Here is a 17,760-nt window from a genome sequence, read left to right as displayed (position 1 = left end):
GGCACTGGCAACGGGCGCCATGGGCGACAATGCTTCCGCAAGAGCAAAGGCGGGGCGGACGGCGGCTCATCGTGGCTTCCGTCCATACTTGGCCTTGAGGGCCTGAAGGCCGGCGCGGTCAAATTCGGGGTCGAGGCCGGCGGCTTCGTTACGGGCGGCCTGTTCGGGATCGTGCCGAGCCTGCTGCGCGTCCTCGCCGACGCGGCCGATAAAGGCCTCGTTGATTTCGGTCGGGGTCGCGTTCCAAGCCTGCTGCGGGGACCAGCCGAGAATGCCGGTCGCTGCGCGGAACAGGTTGCGATAAGCCTCCCGCCACGGCACCGCCTTGGCGTGCGGGGTGGACTTGCCCTCGCTCTGAGGCATGAAGCCGACGACAAGCTGCGCGGCTGGAATCTGGGCGATCTGCTGGAAAGTAAGCAGCGACTTACTGTCGAGGGAGCGCAGGAAGCAGGCGGCGCATTCGCGGTCGGTCGCGGCCGTCAGGATGATCTCGCGCACGGTGCCGACGTGGAATTCGGCGATACGCTGAAAGAGACGGTCGAAGCCGATATTGCGTTCAAGAGCGCTCGCGGCCCGCAATGAGGGGCGCAGGATCACGGCATTGCTGCCGTGCTCCAGAACGATCTCATCGTATGCGGGCCGCAAGGTCATGGTCAGGCCGTGGCCATCTTCAGCTTGCGGAAGACATCGGTGCGGACGACGCCGGCACCGACGCGACGGCGAGCGTGGAAGCGCACCAGACCTTCGGTCGCGAGCAGATTCGGGTTCGGGCGAACCGCAAGCTCAATCCGGTCATAGATGCGATAGCCGGCCTTGAAGTCGCCGAAGATGACCGGGAAGGCGTTCGCGGCAACGTCCGGCATGTCGATCAGCTCGACAACCGGGCGGCCGAGGATCGTCTCGGGCTGGCCGGCCTGATAGCTCGGCTGCCACAGGTAATTACCCTGTCCGTCCTTCAGCTTGCGGATGGTCGCGAGCGTCGTGCCGTTCATGGCCCAAGTGCCACGGTTCCGGTAGGTCGCCGGCATGGCATACATGAGCGAGATCAGCGCATCGGCGGACAGGTTCGCGGCGTGGCCGTTGATGGTCTGGGCGATGCCGGCTTCGGTCATGAAGCCCTTCGGCTCGGCGGCGGCGCTGCCGTTGACGAAGGCGGTGCCCTCCTTGGCGCCGAAGTCCTCGGCGAGGGCAAGGCGAACCTCGGATTCGACGTTCTGCGCGTCCTCCAGAAGCCAGTTGCTGATATCGACGTGGGTGTTCAGCTCCTTGATGGCGATTTCCATCTCGCCGAAGGTCGGCTCGGACGCTTCCGACGCGACGGCTTCGCCCTTCCACTTCGCATTCGTGACCGAAAGGCGCTTCGGCAGGATGACGGTGTGCGAGCCGGCAGACTTCACGTCCGCGATCGCGCGCACCGGGGAGAACTCGATAAGGTTGCGGATGAACTCGCTGGCGCGGTCCTCGGGAGCGAGCACATAGCCCGGCGCATCGCCCGCGACGGTGAGCGACTTCTGGTCGATCTGGCCAGAGCGCAGGAAGTCGGTGAAGGCCTTGGTTTCGAGGGCGTTGTCGGCGTGGTTGTCGTTCGATGCCGGCAGGCGATTGGCCTTGGCTTCCAGCTTGTCGAGGCGGGCGTCGTTCTTCGTCTCGATAGCCTTGAGACGGGAATCAACGGAACTCGTCAAATTGGCGAGCGCCGAAGCGACATCGGCCGGCACGTTGTCGGCGTCGTCGGACTTCAGTTCAATGTGGGCGAGGTTGTTCACGTTGGTCCTTTCAGGGATTGAGCGCCACGGCGGCGCGGTTGATTGCCTCGGCAATGGCAGCCGTGGCGTCCTTGGCGTTCGTGATCCGGGCCTTCGGATGAGCCGGGTTGCGGACGACAGAGATTTCGAAGAGGTCGAGCTTGGAAATGATGCGGTTCCGGCCGCTCTGCTTCGCCTCGATGGGGCGAAAGCCAATGGACAGGCCGGAGATGAGGCCGCTCTTCACCATGGAACGGACGGCGCGGGCGCGCTGGCTTTCGTCGATGAAGAGGCGCCCCTTCACCTGAAGGCCGTCAACGGTTTCGGTGATCTCGTTCCAGATGCCGACAGGCTGGCCGGGATCATGCTGAAGCAGCATCGGCGTGTCTTCGCCGAGGATGTTGAAGGCGCCCTTGGTGATGATGTCGCCGACGCTATCAGCACTGCCGAACGGCCACGCGGTGCCGGTGATGGTGCCGGCGTCGTCAATCGCGAGCGCGGCCTTGATCTCAAGGCGCTCAGACATCGGACACGTCCGCGTAGGCGGCCTTGATCGCGGCAGCGAGTTCGCCGGTTGCGGCCGGCTCTTCGTCCTGGCCCTCACCGTTGGGCTCATTCCAACGCGCGTTGAGGATGTCCACGGCGAGCATGGCCAGCGGGATAAGCGGCTGCTCCGGGGTGTAGGCGTCGATAAGGCTCTGGGCCTCGGTCGGGGACGTGCCGCCGCCGATCAGGCCGAGCCGGATGATTTCGATCACGTCGCCGACATGGAACTGAAGGGTGAGCGCGACGCGCTGATACAGGGCGCCGATACCGACGCCGGTCTTACGCTCAAGCTCGGCAATCATGGGCATGGTGAGGGCGAAGGTCTTTTCGCCGTCACCGAAATAGGCGACGTGCTTCACTTCAGCGCCTCGCGAACCTCTGCAAGGTCCATCTCAAGAAACTCGGCAGCGGTTTCGTCGAGAGCTGCCAAGATCGCCTTGCGCAGCCTCGGCTTGAACCGCTCTTCAATCGCGCGCTCGAATTCAGCGATGCGCGCTTCAAGGTTGATGATCTGCTTGTCGTCTTCGTCGCTCACGCGGCTTCCTTGTCGGTGCTGGGGTTGTCGTTCGCGCCGGCAGCGGGGCCGGTCGTCGTGTAGGGATTGGCAAGCTCGTCGCCGCCTTCGATAGCCGGCATGTTCTCGCGGGCGCGGGCTTCGTTCGGCGTCATGACGCGGGCCGCGATCAGCTTGCCGTAAATCTCGGCGCGAGCGGCAGCGTCGGTGCTCTGAAGGCCAGCGGTCGTGAACTCGAAATAGAGGCTGTCCTGCTCTTCTTCGGTGAGCAGAACGGTCGCGTAGGCGTCCTGCCAGCGATCGAGCCAACGCTGAAGACCATGCTGAAGGAACATCGCAAGCATCTGCTCGGCGTTGCTCCAAGTCCCGCGCTCAAGCTCAAAGATCATGGTCGGCGGGACGCCGAGAACGCGGGCGATCTCGCGCACCTGTTCAACGCGGTTCTCAATAAACTGCGCGTCGGTGCTCTTCATGGTTGGCATGTCGCTCTTCCAGCCGCCATCCATGATGAGCGGATCGCTGGTCGGTCCCGACTGCCACTTGCGGAACGACTTCAGGATATTGCCGATGGTCGCGGCGCCCTTGTCGCCCTCACCAATGGCCTTGTTCTCATTGGTGATGATGAGAGAGGGGCGCCGGCCGGAGCCGAAGAACTGCACACCGTCGCGCTCCATAACCATCGCCATGCCGATGGCTTCCTTGCCGAAGGTGATCGGTGAGGTATGGCCGAAGGCCGGGAGATAGAGCACGTCGCGGAAGGAAAGCTCGCGCCGGACATTGTTGGCGAAGGTGACGACATAGAACGGCTCGCCATCGTCGCGGAAACGACGCTGCACAGTGCCGGGAGGAAGGCGGGTGATCTCAACCGGGCGCCCGTCGCTGGTGCGAACGACATGGGCATAGCCAGCACCATGTAGAACAGCATCAGCCGTCAGCTCCTCGCGAAGCTGGCCGGAAGTCGTCCAGCCGTTGACGTAGCGGTGCGCCAGCCGATAGCCAGCGTGATCCTTCGCGGCTTCCTTGCTACCATCTGCGTCTCGATAGAGCTTGCAAGATAGGGAGCCGACCGTTTCAGCGATCAGGCGCACGGCCTGAAGAACGGCGGGAACACGAAGCGCGGTGCTTGCAGTAACGGTGACACCGGAGGCGGTCGGCAGCGTGCCGAATAGCTCAGAGATCGAAGGATCAGAAAGGGGGATCGCCTTTTGATCGAGCTGAAATCCGAGTGACTTCCTTACGCTTCCGACTAACTCGTGGAACACAACTCAACCTTCACCTTACGCAACGGTGAAGATTCTCTCACGAGCGGAATCGCGATGCAATCATAAATTCCTATTATCTACCCATTATAGGATCGTATGCCTGTTTATTAAATCTTGCTCCTAAAGCGCCTTCGTGATTAAGCAGGAGCGCTGTGACGTTAGGTTATGCCTATGTATGAGCTTGCTATTCGATGCCCTGAAACGGGGCTTCCAGTCGCGACAGGCGAGATAACCGCCCAGCGGAGCGTGCCACGCTCGATTATTCGAAAGACACTTTCCCCTTGTCCAGCTTGCGCTGGGGCGCATGTTTGGCAGCTTAGGGAGGCGTGGGTTATCGCGGCGACCGAAACCGAAACCGCGACTGATGCGGGGGATGCTGAGTTAATTTAGCTGGGGGTGGCGTTCCCCACACAGGTAACGGCCTTGCAGACTCGTTGACGCCATGTTCCGTTGCGTCAAACAAAAATGGGGAGCTATCCAGTGCTGTTGAGTAGCCGCAATTCAGGGGTTTGGATACGCACCGGAGTAGTCATCGCACTATTCACGATGATCGCTCTTCCATTGGTCAGGCTTTGATGTTGTAAGGCGGTAGCGTGTCGATAGCCACCTTCCTCGCTTTTAGCGTAACGTCGCCGTAATTCTCGCCAGCCGTGCGGCTAGCGTGGCCTTGGATAGCGTCCATGACGCGATTGTTCATGCCGACTTCAACCGCGACAGTCTTGAACCGATGGCGCCAGCCATGGTTCGGCGCCACTCTGGGGTCCACGATCTTTAAGTCGCGAATCCAATCCGAGACGCGGCGGGCAACAGAGTGCCATGGGTGCTCGGTCGTTCGGTCAGGTATTGGCTTGTAGAACAACGGCTCCGAACCGGACGCTTTCACGAAGTCGAGGAAACCAAGCTCGATGAGATGCGGGTGCAAAGGCACATCGCGGTATTGGCCGCTCTTCACGCTTCCGGCGTCGGACGTGATCCGCAGGTAGTGGATGCCGTCCTTGGTCGTTACGTCCTCGCCGCGAAGCTGCGTCATCTCGGCAATGCGTGCGCCGGTGTAGGCGCAAAGCCACGGCGCCCAGCGCTTCGCTGCCTCGGTCTTCGGGTGCTCTTGGTTCGAAGGGTTGTCGGACGGCTTGGAGCGATAAGCGCTCGCGGCCTTCAGCACGGCAAGCGCCTCATCGTCATTGAAGCCCTTCTCGCGTGGGAGCTTAGGCTTGGCGACTTTGATAGTCAGGTCGGCGGCAGGATTGGAGGGCAGCTTGCGGGCCTTTAGGGCCGTGCGGAACACCGCGCGCACGGCTGCGAAGTAGACATCCTTGATGGTCTTCGGCTTGAGCCGCCCCATCAGGTTCTCCTTCCACTCGTCCAGCTTCTCCGGTGTGATCTTCCGGGCATCGTCGCGCTTCAGGAAGGACTTGAGGTCGTCAAAGACAGGCTGCCACCGGCGCTTCGCCTCTGCACCTGCGCCCTGAATCTCTAGCTCGCGAAAATGCGCGTTGAACAGGTCTTGAAGCTTCAGCGGTTCTAGTTCGGGCTCTTGCGCTTCCATCGGCCGCTGAAGGATGGGCAGGGCAGGGGTGCCGGTGAAATGGCCCCGGTCGCGCTCGGCCTCCCGCTCAACAATCTCAAGCTGCACAAGGGCCAGGGTGCGAGCGAGGGACTGTCGCTCGGCAGGTTCAAGGGGCGATTCGCGCCCCTCGCGCTCAGCGAACTTGTTCACCGCCCATCCGATTAGCGCTTCGGTTTCGTCAGCAGGTGCGATGCCGGCGGCAACGCGGCGCAGTCCATCGGCGCGGATAGGCCGGGAGAACGGCAAGGACGTGTAGAGGCCGGGGATGTTCCGCGCGCTCTCATCTATCGCTAGTTCCTCGCCATAGTGGGCGTGGGCGATCTCGGAGAGGCTGAAGGTGCGACGGGGTCGGCTGGAGCCATTGCCGCCGCCCTGAAGCTCAAGCTGGCGCTCGGCGCGAGCAATGGTCGCCTGAAACTCCGCGATCAGGGGATAAGCTCGTTTCTGCGCGGTGCGTGGATCGCGACCAAGGGCGCGCTCTAACTGCTTCTGCCCGACGATCTCGCGAAGCCGTTCCGGGACGACGACGCGGACCACCCAACGGCCGTCGCTCTTCCTGCGCAGATAGTCCATGATGTCTCTCGCCATCCGCCCCAAATTTGGGGCGGCCTTTGGGGCGAGAAAATGGGGTTATCGCCCCAAAATCAAGCAAAATCTGCGCTTTCAAGGGGTTAAGTCCCTTGTGAATGGTGCCGGCGGAGAGGATCGAACTCCCGACCTTCGGTTTACAAAACCGCTGCACTACCGCTGTGCTACGCCGGCGCCGCTGGCTGGTTGGCCAGAAGGCCGCCGACGAGGTCTTCCCCTCGTCGGCGATGCCGTAGCGGTTACCAGTCGATGGCCGCCAGAGCAAGCACCTCCGCCATGGCTGCAAGGCGGCCATGGCGGAGCATGCACGGGCGATGGCGTCATAGGGACTGTTGGAGTATCGGCCTGATTATATCGCCCGGCGGGCATTTCAGCTCACAGAGCGGATGATCTCGCGATAGGCCGCCTCCGGAAAGGCCTTGAGGGTCTCGGCTCGGACGTTGCCCAGCATGGTGAGCTGCAGGCAGAACCGCGCCTGGACCGCATCGTCGGGCGCCTCGCAGACGATCACCATGTCGTACTTGCCCATGGTCATGAAGAACGCCTTGAAGTCTCCGCCCATTTCCTTGAGCGCCTGCTTCGCCGCATCGAGGCGGCCTGGCGAGGCTTTGATGTTGCGGGCGCCCTGATCGGTCCAATTGGCAAGCATGATGTAGGTTGTCATCGCGCCACTCCCTGAAACCGGCCCGGCCTGTTTATGGGGAAGCATCTGCCGGCGGCAGATCGTCACCGCCGGTGCGGACAGGCGTTGGCTCAATGCCGGGCCCTGGCGGGCAGAATAACACGGCAGAGCGGGCGGATCGGCCTGGGTAAAAGAAAAGCCCCGCCTGACCAGGCGGGGCTCGTTCGTCGGACCGGCTGTTGAAGCTCAGTCGTTCTCGTAGGTCATGATGTCGCGATCCTTGGTCTCCGGCACGAAGAGCATGCCGATCACGAAGGTCATGAGCGCGATCACGATCGGGTACCAGAGGCCGTAGTAGATGTCGCCGGTACCGGCCACCATCGCGAAGGAGGTGGCGGGCAGCAGACCGCCGAACCAGCCGTTACCGATGTGATAGGGCAGCGACATGCCGGTGTAGCGGATGCGGGTCGGGAAGAGCTCGACCAGCGCGGCCGCGATCGGGCCGTAGACCATCGTCACATAGATGACGAGCACGGTCAGGATGGCGATGATCGTCAGGGACTGGCCGTTGAACAGCGCGCCCACGAAGCCGGTCTTGACGATGCGGGCATCGCCAGCAGCCGGGTAGCCGGCCGCGACCGCCGCCTTGGCGATGTTCGCCGCGAACGAACCGTCGATGGCGATCTCCGCGCCGTTGACCGTCACCTTGGCCGGGGTTCCAGCCGGAGCCGGGGCCTGAGTGTAGACGATCGCCTGCGTCGCCAGCGTGCGGCGGGCGACATCGCAAGGCTGCGTGAAGGTGCGCACGCCGACCGGATCGAAGACCGAGCCGCAGGTGGCGGGATCGGCGACGACCTGGACCTTGACGTTCTCATGCGCAGCGGCGAGGCCCGGATTGGCGGCCTTGGTGAGGGCGCCGAACAGCGGGAAATAGGTCAGCGCCGCGATCAGGCAGCCGGCCAGGATGATCGGCTTGCGGCCGATCTTGTCCGACAGCGCGCCGAAGACGATGAAGCCGCCGGTGCCGAGGATGAGCGACCAGGCGATCAGCACGTTGGCCGAGTAGAGATCGACCTTGAGGATGCTCTGGATGAAGAACAGCGCGTAGAACTGGCCGGTGTACCAGACGACGGCCTGGCCGGCGGTGAGGCCGAACAGCGCCAGCAGCGCGATCTTGGCGTTCTTCCACTGGCCGAACGCTTCCGAGAGCGGCGCCTTCGAGCCGGTGCCCTCTTCCTTCATCTTCTTGAAGGCCGGCGATTCCTGCATCTGGAGGCGAATCCAGACCGAGATCGCGAGCAGGAAGATCGAGGCCAGGAAGGGAATGCGCCAGCCCCAGGCGGCGAAGTCTGCCTCGCCCATCGTGGTGCGGATGCCGAGGATGACGATCAGCGAGAGCAGCAGGCCGAGCGTCGCCGTGGTCTGGATCCAGGAGGTGTAGAAGCCGCGGCGGCCGACGGGGGCGTGCTCGGCGACATAGACCGCCGCGCCACCGTACTCACCGCCCAGCGCGAGGCCCTGGAGCATGCGCAGGACGATCAGGACCACCGGGGCCATCCAGCCGATCGTGGCGTAGCTGGGGAGGAGGCCGACCAGGAAGGTGGAGGCGCCCATGATCACGATGGTGACGAGGAAGGTGTACTTGCGGCCGATGAGGTCACCCAGGCGGCCGAAGAACAGCGCGCCGAACGGGCGGACGAGGAAGCCTGCCGCAAACGCCAGCAGCGCGAAGATCGCGCGGGTGTTGGGGTCGAAGGCCGAGAAGAAATGCGCGCCGATCATGGCGGCGAGCGAGCCGTAGAGATAGAAGTCGTACCACTCGAACACCGTGCCGAGCGACGAAGCCAGAATGACCCTCTTTTCCTCTCTGGTCATCGGGCGGGGCGTCGCCCTCGTTCCCGATGCTTGCGATGCCATGCTCATGGCGTTTGTCTCCCCTGATGAAGCCCTGAAGCCGGGCATGCCCGGCAACCTCGTTTCGCGCGGTTCGCGTTCTCATTGACGATGGCCGCGCGGCCGGAGAGCGGTTGAGTCCCGTCACCCCGGCTCGCTTCAGAGGATTGCGCGCGGATTGTCGCAGGGGCAATCAGGCACTTGGTCTTGCACCGTTCGTCTATGAGACTAACGGTGGGGCGCTTGAGCCGGCTGCTTAGCGCCGCCGGCTGGCCGCGTAGAGCGCGATCGCAGTCGCGTTCGAGACGTTGAGGCTGGTGATCGCGCCGGGCACCTCGAGCCGGGCGACATGGTCGCAGAGTTCGCGCGAACGTTGGCGCAGACCCTTGCCTTCGGCGCCCATCACCATCACCAGCGGGCGGCGCAGCGCGACATCGTCGAGCGAGACATCGCCATCCGAATCGAAGCCGACGCGCAGGAAGCCGCGCTTGCCCAGTGAATCGAGCGCGTCGCCGAGATTGCGCACGGCGATGAGCGGCACATGCTCCAGCGCGCCCGAGGCGGACTTGGCGAGCACGCCGGTCGCGGCGGGGGAGTGCCGGATCGTGACGATCACGGCTGCCGCGGCAAAGGCTGCGGCGGACCGCAGGATGGCACCGACATTGTGCGGATCGGTGATCTGGTCGAGCGCCAGCACGACCGCATCATCCGGCAGGCTGTCGAGATCCGGCGAGGGCAGGGGATCGCAGACGAGATAGAGGCCCTGATGCACCGAATCGGGCGTGAGCAGACGGTCGATCTCGGAAGGGCGCACGATCTCGGCCACGAGCGGCAGAGGATCGATTTGCTCCTGCAGGCGGCGCAGGCCATTCTCCGTCGCGAGCAGGCGCCGGTGGCGGCGCTGCGGATTCTTCAGCGCCTCGACGACCGGATGCACGCCGTAGAGCACGGCCTCGTCGATATCGCCCGGCCGGTGCGGCGGCGGCCCGTCGGGGCGGCGGGCGCCCTGTCTGCCTCCGGCGGGCCTGGCATGTTTCGGGCGGAACGGCGGAGCCATCGCTCTCTCCAGTGATTGCCGGATTGCCGTGCCACGACACGGCCCGCTTGGCCAGCGCGAACCGTCTTTTGCGAACATATCTACGAGAAAGGAAACCAGATGGCAGACGAGACGGACCGGCTGATCGTGATCACCGGCGGTCCCGGGGCAGGCAAGACCAGCCTGATCGAGGCATTGGCCGGCAGCGGCCATGCGGTGTGGCCCGAGGCCGGGCGCGCGATCATCCGCGACCAGCAGGCGATCGGCGGCAGAGGATTGCCCTGGGTCGATCCGGTGTTGTTCGCCGAATTGATGCTGTCGTCCGACCTGCGCGGCCATGCCGAGGCCCGTGCGGGGCAGGGCAACGTATTCTTCGATCGCGGCGTTCCCGACATCGCGGGATATCTGACGCTCTGCGGCCTGCCGATTCCCGATCATGTCGAGCGAGCCGCGCAGCAACAGCGCTACCGCCGGACGGTTTTCATCGCCCCGCCCTGGCGCGATATCTTCACGCAGGATGCCGAGCGGAAACAGGACTTCGCCGAAGCGCAGAGGACTTACGCGGCCATGGCCGCAACGTATCCCCGTTACGGCTATGCGCTGGTCGAACTGCCCCGAGTGAGCGTGACCGAGCGCGTGAGCTTCGTGCTCGACCGCCTGCTGGCCGCGGATTGAAGGTTTTTCCGCGTGGCTCGCAGCGCCTTCACAAGGAATTCGCGTCATCGGTCTTTTTGCCGTTGACAGGGCGCGGCGCGGTCACCATAAGTCCGGCCGCGCCTACCGGTCGTCGCGAAAGTGACATATCGGTGGCCCTGGGCTTACAGAGCCGATCATGGGCGCAGGCGGGGGAATGTCCCGAGCGGCAAAGGGGGCGGACTGTAAATCCGCTGGCTATGCCTTCGCAGGTTCGAGTCCTGCTTCCCCCACCACCTTTTTCCTGATCATTGAATTTATTCCACGTGCTTTCGGGCCGCGCCAGAAACAAGCGCGGCATCGCTGCTGTTTTCGCTTCCGGAATCAAGGAATGCGCCAGCCTGCTGTTCTGCGGGCGGGCGCGATCGATCTCTCGCTTTCGCTTGACCGTTCCAGCCGGCCGAACGCCTCGCCCCCGCAGGCGTTGCGGATGCGGGGCTGGGCAGGCTGAAAACAGCAGGGACCACGCTTCGGCCTTGGTGGCGCCGTCGCGCCCAGCTTTTCTCAGAAGCGCCAGATCAGCGGCACGATGAAGACGGCGACGACGAAGAACCAGAGCAGCAGCGGCAGGCCGAGCTTCCAGTAGTCGCTGAAGACATAGCCGCCCGGTCCCATCACCATCAGGTTGGTCGGCGTCGCGATCGGCGTAAGGAAGGCGCCGGCAGCGGCGACGGCCGTGCTCATCAGCACGGGACGCGGCGAGATGCCCATGGCGGTCGCGGCCGCGACGCCGATCGGGATGATGATCAGCGCCGTCGCGGTGTTGCTGATGAGCTGGCCCAGGATCGCGGTCAGCACGAACAGGCCGGCGAGCAGGGCCGTCGGCCCGGCATCGCCGACCAGGGCGACGAGCCGGTCGGCCAGCATCTTGGCAGCGCCGGTCTCGATCATCGCGGTCGAAAGCGGCATCATCGCGCCGACCAGGATGACGGTGGTCCAGCTGATCGCACGATAGGACTGCTCGACGGTCATGATGCCGCAGAGGATGATGGCGCCGGCCGCCAGCAGGCCCGCCACGGCGGAGGGCACGATGCCGGTCGCTAGCATGAGCACCATCGCCAGCAGGATGACGATGGCCTGCTTGGCGCCTGGCCCCATCGGCACGGCCTGGCGCCGGACCAGTTCCGGCGAGCTGACGACGAGGACATCGGGGTCGTCGAGATGGGTGTCGAGCGCCTTCCAGGTGCCTTGCAGCAGCATGGTATCGCCGGCCTGCAGCATGACACCTGCCGATTTCGCCTCGCCGGAGCCTTGCGCGTCGCTCGCGCCGCGCTGGACGGCCAGCACGATCAAATCCCCGCTTTCGGTGACCATGCCCGGAAACACGGTCTGGCCGATCAGGCCGGAGCGCGGCGGGATCACCACCTCCGCGAGGCCGGAGCGGCGATTGAACAAGGTCTCCTCGCTGTCGCCGGCCCCTTCCTCGCGGAAGGCGAGGTGCATCTGCGCCGCGAAATGGGCCGCAGCCTCGGCATCGCCGCGCAGCAGCAGATGGTCGCCCTCGGCGATCGCGGCCCGGCGCAGCGGCCCGGCGGTGTCGCCGTCCTGGATCGCGACGAGCTGGAGCCCCGACCATGAGCCGAGATCGACCCCGCTGGAGGGCTGTCCGATATAGGGGCAGGTCGCGCGGACGCGCAGCTGGTGAATGCCGCTGGCGAGGCCGTATTGCTCGACCAGTGTCTTGGCATGGCGGCTGAAATCCGCCGGCATGGTCGCGCCGTTGCGCTGCGGCAGCAGCTTCTCGCCGAACAGGATGATGATCGCCATCGTGCCAGCGAGCAGCGGGATGCCGGCCAGCGCGAACTCGAAGAAGCTGAAGCCGCTGACACCGGCATCGAGCGCGGCCTCGGAGACCAGCACGTTCACCGGCGATCCGGTCAGCGCCAGCATGGAGCCGGCATGGCCGGCGAAGACCAGCGGCATCAGGAGCTGCGAGGAGTTGCGCTTGAGCCGGACCGCGATGACGACGACGACCGGCAGCAGGGCCGCGACCGCGCCGTTGAGGCTGATCAGCGCGACCAGCAGCGAGACCAGACCCATCATCATGAGGAGCAGGCGCGTGCGGCTTTCCTCGCCCGCGCCCTTGATCAGAAGCTGGCCCGCCCAGGCGGTGACGCCGGTGACCTCGAGCCCCGAGCTGACGACGAAGAGCGAGGCGATGAAGATGACCGCGGGGTCGCCGAGTCCGGCGAGCGCCTGCGGCAAGGTGAGCACGCCGGTCGCCCAGAGGCCGAGCGCCGTGCCCATCGCGACGAGCACGACGGGCACCTTGTTCGTGATGAACAGGACGACGGCAATGGCGATGATGAGGCCGGTATAGGCGATCGGGCTCAAGCGGCGGCTCCTTATGGGTTCTGCTCAGGGCAGGACCGGCTAAAGCCGAATCCGATCAGGTTGAATGAACCTGATCGGGCCCGGCTCCAAGTGTTGATAAGAACATGCATCGATCTGACTGCGAAGCAGACGGAGCGGTACGTGCCCTGGGGCCTCAGTCTTCCATCGTCGCCATGAGGATGCCGAGACGGCAACCCTTCTCGTATTCGTCGAGATTCACATATTCCTTGATGGTGTGGATCTCAGCCTGGCCGGCGCCGATGGTGATGGTCGGCACGCCATGCTTGTCGAGCCAGTTGGCATCGAGCCCGCCATTCGAGAACAGGTAGTTCGGCTCGATGCCGAGCAGGCCGAGCGCCTTGGTCGCGCGCGCCACGACCGGCGAATCCTTGGCGAGCTCGAAGGGCGGATAGGCCGGCTTGTGGCTGAACTTCACCTGTGCGGTCTCACCGGCATCGTCCTTGACCTCGGCCTGAGCCTTGGCGAAGGCGGCCTTGAAGGCTTCGGCGATCTTCGTTGCGAAGGCGGCTTCGGGGCTGCGTGCCTCGCCGCGGATATAAGCGTAGTCGGTGACGACATTGGTCGCGTCGCCGGCGGCGGTCGTGCCGCCCTTGCCGCCGAAGATGCCGACATTGCTGGTGCCGCGTCCGTCAGGCTTGACGATCTTGCCGAACCAGCCTTCGCGGCGGGCCTCGGTGATCGCGATCGAGCCGACCAGCGTCGCCGAGATGCCCTTTTCAGGCGCGACACCGGCATGGGAGGCCTTGCCGGTGATCTCGACCTCCCAGTTCTCCTGGCCGACCGCGCCGATCAGCAGTTCGGAGGCGAGCTGGCCGTCGACATTGATGCACATCGCCGCGCCGCCGAGATCCTTGGGATTCAGCTCCCGGGCGCCGTGCAGGCCGCTTTCCTCGCGCACGGTGAAGAGCAAGGTGATCGGCGGGTGGGGCAACTTGTTCTTGATCAGCGTCTCGGCCAGCACGACCAGCAGGGCGACGCCGGTGCGGGCATCGCCGCCGAGCGCCGTGGTGCCGTCCGAGACGATGCGGTTGCCCTTGCGCTCCGGCTTGGCGCCGGCGCAGAGCGGCACGGTGTCGAGATGGGTCGAGAACAGCAGGCGCGGCCCGGCCTTGGTGCCGGGCAGGTCGACGATCAGGTTGCCGGTTTCGGTCGGCAGCGGGATGCGCTTGTTGGCATCGTCGAAGCGGATGGCGGAGGCGGGTACGCCGACCGCCTTCAGCGCGTCGCTGACGGCCGCGCCGATATCGGCTTCCTTGCCGGTGACGCCTTCGACGGAGAGGAAACGCATGAGATGCGCGATGGCGGCTTCGACGTCGAGGGGGATGGACGGTGTCGTCATGATCTGCATCCGGGCGGTTTGAATGGGCGACGGAATAGATAGCGTGGGAGGTCAGAGACCCCAGGGCAGGCCGAGCACTTTCCAGACGGCGAAGAGCGCGGTCCACAGCACGAACATCCAGACGACATAGGGCAGCATCAGCGCCACGACCGTGCCGACGCCGGCATTCCGGTCGTATCTCTGGATGAAGCCGACCACGAGAGCGAAATAGGCGTTGAGCGGGGTGATCGCGTTCATCGGGGAATCGCCGATGCGATAGGCCGCGAGCACGGCTTCCGGCTCGACGCCGAGCTTCATCAGCAGTGGCACGAAGACGGGCGCGAAGATCGCCCATTTCGCTATGGCACCGGTCAGCAGCAGGTCGATCAGCGCGACCACGACGATGAAGCCGAGGAGCAGCGGCAGCGCGCCGATATTGGCGGCCTGCAGCGCGCTCGAGAGGCTGAGCGCCATCACCGTGCCGATATTGGTGTAGGTGAAATAGGCGACGAACTGGCTGAGCACGAAGAACAGGAAGATGGTGCCGCCCATGTTCTTGATCGACTTCTCGATCGCGGCGATCACCTCGGACAGCGTCTTCAGCGTGCCGGCGCCGATGCCATAGGTCCAGCCCGTGACCAGGAACAAGAGCATGATCAGGGCGATCAGGCCGTTCATGAAGGGTGAGTTGCCGATCAGCTCGCCGGTCGTCGGGTTGCGCAGCGGCGCGCCGGCGGGGATCGTCAGCAGGCAGAACACGGCCACCAGCGCGAGCAGGCCGAGCCCAGCGAAGCGCAGGCCGCGCGACTCCGCCTCGGACAGCACGGCCCCTTGCTCGGTGACGGTGCCTTCGGCCGCCAGCTTCGGATCATAGGCGCCCAGACGCGGCGAGATCATCTTGTCGGTGATGAAGGCGATGATCACCGTCAGGAACAGCACCGAGGCGATCGAGAACCAGAGATTGGAAGCGAGGCCGATCGTGCGGTTGGGATCGACGAGGCGCGCGGCATCGTTGGTGAACTCGACCAGTACCGCGTCGAGCGGCTTGATCAGCATGTTGACCGTAAAGGCGCTGGCGACCGCCGCGAAACCGAGGGCCAACCCGGCGACGGGGTGGCGGCCGACGGCGAGATAGGCGATGCCGGCCAGCGGGATCAGGACGAGATATCCGGCATCGGCCGCGATGCTGGCGATGATGCCGACGAAGGATAGGATATAGGTCAGCGCCCAGCGCGGCGAGATGATCACGAGCTTGCGGATCAACGCGGTGACGAGCCCGGATTCCTCCGCGACACCGGCGCCGATCATGGCGACGATCATGAGACCGACCGCCGTGAAGCTCATGAAGTTCGGGATCAGCGACGAGTACATGAAGCGGATGCCGTCGATCGTCAGCAGGCTTCGGATCGCCGTGCTTGCCGTCTCGATCTTGTGCGTCTCAGGGTTGATCCGCTCGAAGGTGACGGCGGTGCCGAACAAGCCCAGCACGGCCGACAGGACGATGACGATCGCGATCAGGATCAGGAAGATGATGACGGGGTGGGGCACCATGTTGCCCACCTTCTCGACCGTGTCGAGAAACCGTTGTATGACCGTTTTCGGTGCTGCTGCAGTCGCCATCGCGTATCCCCCTCACGCCAGAGTCTTCGCTATTCAGGCGCGCAACCTGAGCCGGCCCCCGGCTTCACATGGGCGCAAACAGAATCCCGAATTCTGGTGACGACCTTAAGTCCCTCTGGGGAAAGGACATCGGCAGGGAATCCCAGACGCTGCGCCGCTTGTCCCAAAATGTGAGACCCGCATGGGCGATGACGACGGCCGGTTGCCGCCTTTTTGGTTTCGATGCACGCCCGCTGCTGGTTCGGGAGACAGCTCGATCAAGACGATTTCACCAGGCCCGAAAAGCCTGCGACGGCCAGCAGGCTCAAGGCCCAGCCGACGACCGACTGGAAGTAGAAATAGTTGATCGCGAGACGTCCGCCGGGCTTCGTCGGGTTCGGCCGCCAGAAGCTGCGCTGTCCCATGTCGAGGACGGGGAGGAGCGTGTCGAGCGAATAGGCCCAGGGTTTGAAGGCAGGAAAGCTCGACGCCTCCCAACGATCGCGGAAGCAGGCGAGCTGGGTCTGCCCCGGTGTCGCGAGTCCTTGCGACACCCCGCTGGCGAGCAACGATCTCTGATCGCCCCGCTCGATGCCGCACAAGGTCCATTCCGGCGCGCGCAGCACGACGGCGCTGTTGGGCATCACCGCGCCTTGCCGTTCGGCATAGGTGAAGACCGCGGTCCCCGTCAGCCAGAAGAAGGCAAGCCAGAGAAGGGCGAAAAGCGGCCTGCGGCCATAGCCGACGGTGATGCCGAGGATGCCGTCGGATACAAAGAGCAGCGCCCGCCAGATCGGATTCTCGGCACGCGCGCGGCGGGCCCGCCGCTGCAGACGCTCCTTGATGGCGAGCACCGAAGCGGCATCCTCGCCATAGCCCATCTCGCGGAAGACGGTGGCGAGCTGCTCATAGGGCTGCGGCCAGAAATCCTCGCCCCAGCGCGCGGGCGTCTGGCGCGCCAGCCAGTCCAGCCGGCTGTCGGCATCGACCGGCGCATCGATGAAGGCGCCGTAACGGCAGCGATTGAGCATGAGATCGCCGGGCTTCGGCCAGCAGGCGGCCTCGTCATGGATCGTGCCGATCGAGGCTCCGGTCAGCGCCAGCGTGCCGTCGAGGCGGGCCTCTCGACGCAGGAAGAACGCACCGCGGACGGCTACCCGACTGGCCTCAATGGCGGCTTCGCCGGGGTTGTCGACAATCGTGCCGGAGCAGTCTAGGTCGCCGGATATCTCGGATGCGGTGAGCTTCACCTCTCCGGTGATGCGGGCGCTGCGCAGGACCACGCTGCCATGGCAGGCCATCTCTCCGGCATCGAGCGCCATGCGCTCGAACGCGACGACGGTCGCACCGGCGATGTCGAGATCGGCAGCGAGCACGGCGCCCGACAGGCTGATGCCGCCGCGCAGCGTCGCGCCGCGCAGGAGCACGTTGCGCACTTCGAGGCTCCGCCCCAGCACGGCGTAGTCGCCGCGGCTGCGGATCGCGGCGCCGTCGCATTGGAGGTTTCCGCCGAGGCGCGCCTGGTCGAGATTGATGGTCCCTTCGACCTCCGCGCCACGCAGATAGATTCCGCCGCGAGCCTCCAGTCGCTCGGCCTGGAGGCCGGGAAGGCGCGAGCCGTCGAGGAACAGCCGGTTGATGATGGCCGCGCGCAGGATCGGCGTGGCCTCGAAATGGCAATCGTTCAGGCCGATATCGCGGAACACGCGGCAGGCCTCGAGGTCGAGCACGTCGATGATCCAGGCGCCGCGAACGAGCACGCCCTTCTCATGGGGCCGGCAGCCGGCCTCGCCGCCGAGGATCAGGAAGCGCAGGAAGCCGGCCCGAACCACCCGTTCCGGGCTCCGTTCCACGGGCAGAATACCGTCGCCGAGCTTGTCGAAATTGCCGGACTGAAGTTTGGCGACGATCTCCTCTTCGGCCGGAAGCAGCGGCCGGAAATCATCGAGCCGAGCGGTCGAAGCGGCCCAGGCGGAGGCCTCCGATCCAAGGCTCCAGTCGAAGGTCATATCGCCGCCGCTC

Annotated in this window: 15 protein-coding genes and 2 tRNA genes; 2 read left to right on the top strand and 15 right to left on the bottom strand. The window is 64.8% G+C overall.

The window, feature by feature from the left end; translation table 11 throughout:
• Positions 1-66: 66 nt before the first annotated feature.
• From NUV79_RS05770 to rlmB, 11 genes are all read right to left on the bottom strand, one after another.
• On the bottom strand, positions 67-651 hold the full coding sequence (locus tag NUV79_RS05770) for a hypothetical protein (RefSeq protein WP_257732110.1): 585 nt from the start codon (positions 649-651) through the stop codon (positions 67-69).
• A gap of 2 nt (positions 652-653) precedes the next feature.
• Positions 654-1,766 (bottom strand): phage major capsid protein, encoded by a 1,113-nt coding sequence (locus NUV79_RS05765; RefSeq protein ID WP_257732109.1) that lies wholly within the window; start codon positions 1,764-1,766, stop codon positions 654-656.
• A gap of 10 nt (positions 1,767-1,776) precedes the next feature.
• The gene (locus NUV79_RS05760) at positions 1,777-2,271 is read right to left on the bottom strand and encodes an HK97 family phage prohead protease (RefSeq protein ID WP_257732108.1); all 495 of its coding nucleotides are present in this window, start codon (positions 2,269-2,271) and stop codon (positions 1,777-1,779) included.
• Complete coding sequence (locus tag NUV79_RS05755; RefSeq protein ID WP_257732107.1) at positions 2,264-2,650, bottom strand: gene transfer agent family protein; 387 nt, start codon at positions 2,648-2,650, stop codon at positions 2,264-2,266. The genes NUV79_RS05760 and NUV79_RS05755 overlap by 8 nt, the downstream gene beginning before the upstream one ends.
• Positions 2,647-2,826 carry a hypothetical protein gene (locus NUV79_RS05750; protein ID WP_257732106.1) on the bottom strand — a complete coding sequence of 60 codons (180 nt, stop codon included), beginning with the start codon at positions 2,824-2,826 and terminating at the stop codon, positions 2,647-2,649. The genes NUV79_RS05755 and NUV79_RS05750 overlap by 4 nt, the downstream gene beginning before the upstream one ends.
• Complete coding sequence (locus tag NUV79_RS05745) at positions 2,823-4,067, bottom strand: phage portal protein (RefSeq protein ID WP_257732105.1); 1,245 nt, start codon at positions 4,065-4,067, stop codon at positions 2,823-2,825. Before NUV79_RS05745 ends, NUV79_RS05750 begins: the two co-directional genes overlap by 4 nt.
• Positions 4,068-4,632: 565 nt before the next feature.
• Entirely contained in the window at positions 4,633-6,207 is a 1,575-nt protein-coding gene (locus NUV79_RS05740; protein WP_257732104.1) for a DUF6538 domain-containing protein, read from the bottom strand.
• Positions 6,208-6,321: 114 nt separating this feature from the next.
• Positions 6,322-6,396, bottom strand: a tRNA-Thr gene (locus NUV79_RS05735).
• 196 nt (positions 6,397-6,592) lie between these two features.
• A complete protein-coding gene (locus NUV79_RS05730) occupies positions 6,593-6,886 on the bottom strand; it encodes a GYD domain-containing protein (RefSeq protein ID WP_257732103.1) in 294 nt (97 codons plus the stop codon).
• 204 nt (positions 6,887-7,090) lie between these two features.
• Complete coding sequence (locus tag NUV79_RS05725; RefSeq protein WP_257732102.1) at positions 7,091-8,719, bottom strand: MFS transporter; 1,629 nt, start codon at positions 8,717-8,719, stop codon at positions 7,091-7,093.
• A gap of 274 nt (positions 8,720-8,993) precedes the next feature.
• A complete protein-coding gene (gene rlmB, locus NUV79_RS05720) occupies positions 8,994-9,794 on the bottom strand; it encodes a 23S rRNA (guanosine(2251)-2'-O)-methyltransferase RlmB (RefSeq protein ID WP_257732101.1) in 801 nt (266 codons plus the stop codon).
• A gap of 99 nt (positions 9,795-9,893) precedes the next feature.
• Here rlmB and NUV79_RS05715 point away from each other — a divergent pair, with 99 nt between their 5' ends.
• Positions 9,894-10,448 carry an AAA family ATPase gene (locus NUV79_RS05715; protein ID WP_257732100.1) on the top strand — a complete coding sequence of 185 codons (555 nt, stop codon included), beginning with the start codon at positions 9,894-9,896 and terminating at the stop codon, positions 10,446-10,448.
• 169 nt (positions 10,449-10,617) lie between these two features.
• A tRNA-Tyr gene (locus NUV79_RS05710) sits at positions 10,618-10,702 on the top strand.
• A gap of 268 nt (positions 10,703-10,970) precedes the next feature.
• On the opposite strand, the gene NUV79_RS05705 is transcribed toward NUV79_RS05710, so the two are convergent.
• The 4 genes from NUV79_RS05705 to NUV79_RS05690 all read right to left on the bottom strand — a co-directional run bounded on the left by NUV79_RS05705 (position 10,971) and on the right by NUV79_RS05690 (position 17,747).
• Complete coding sequence (locus NUV79_RS05705; RefSeq protein ID WP_257732099.1) at positions 10,971-12,800, bottom strand: SLC13 family permease; 1,830 nt, start codon at positions 12,798-12,800, stop codon at positions 10,971-10,973.
• Between the two features lie 154 nt (positions 12,801-12,954).
• Positions 12,955-14,160: a M20/M25/M40 family metallo-hydrolase gene (locus tag NUV79_RS05700; RefSeq protein WP_374678874.1), complete on the bottom strand. Its 1,206-nt coding sequence runs from the start codon at positions 14,158-14,160 to the stop codon at positions 12,955-12,957.
• A gap of 51 nt (positions 14,161-14,211) precedes the next feature.
• Complete coding sequence (locus NUV79_RS05695) at positions 14,212-15,759, bottom strand: AbgT family transporter (RefSeq protein ID WP_257732097.1); 1,548 nt, start codon at positions 15,757-15,759, stop codon at positions 14,212-14,214.
• 257 nt (positions 15,760-16,016) lie between these two features.
• The gene (locus NUV79_RS05690) at positions 16,017-17,747 is read right to left on the bottom strand and encodes a hypothetical protein (protein WP_257732096.1); all 1,731 of its coding nucleotides are present in this window, start codon (positions 17,745-17,747) and stop codon (positions 16,017-16,019) included.
• Between the last annotated feature and the right edge of the window lie 13 nt (positions 17,748-17,760).

This window comes from Allobosea sp. 47.2.35 (assembly GCF_024655635.1).
GTDB lineage: Bacteria > Pseudomonadota > Alphaproteobacteria > Rhizobiales > Beijerinckiaceae > Allobosea.
This window is presented reverse-complemented; position numbering and strand designations above follow the sequence as displayed.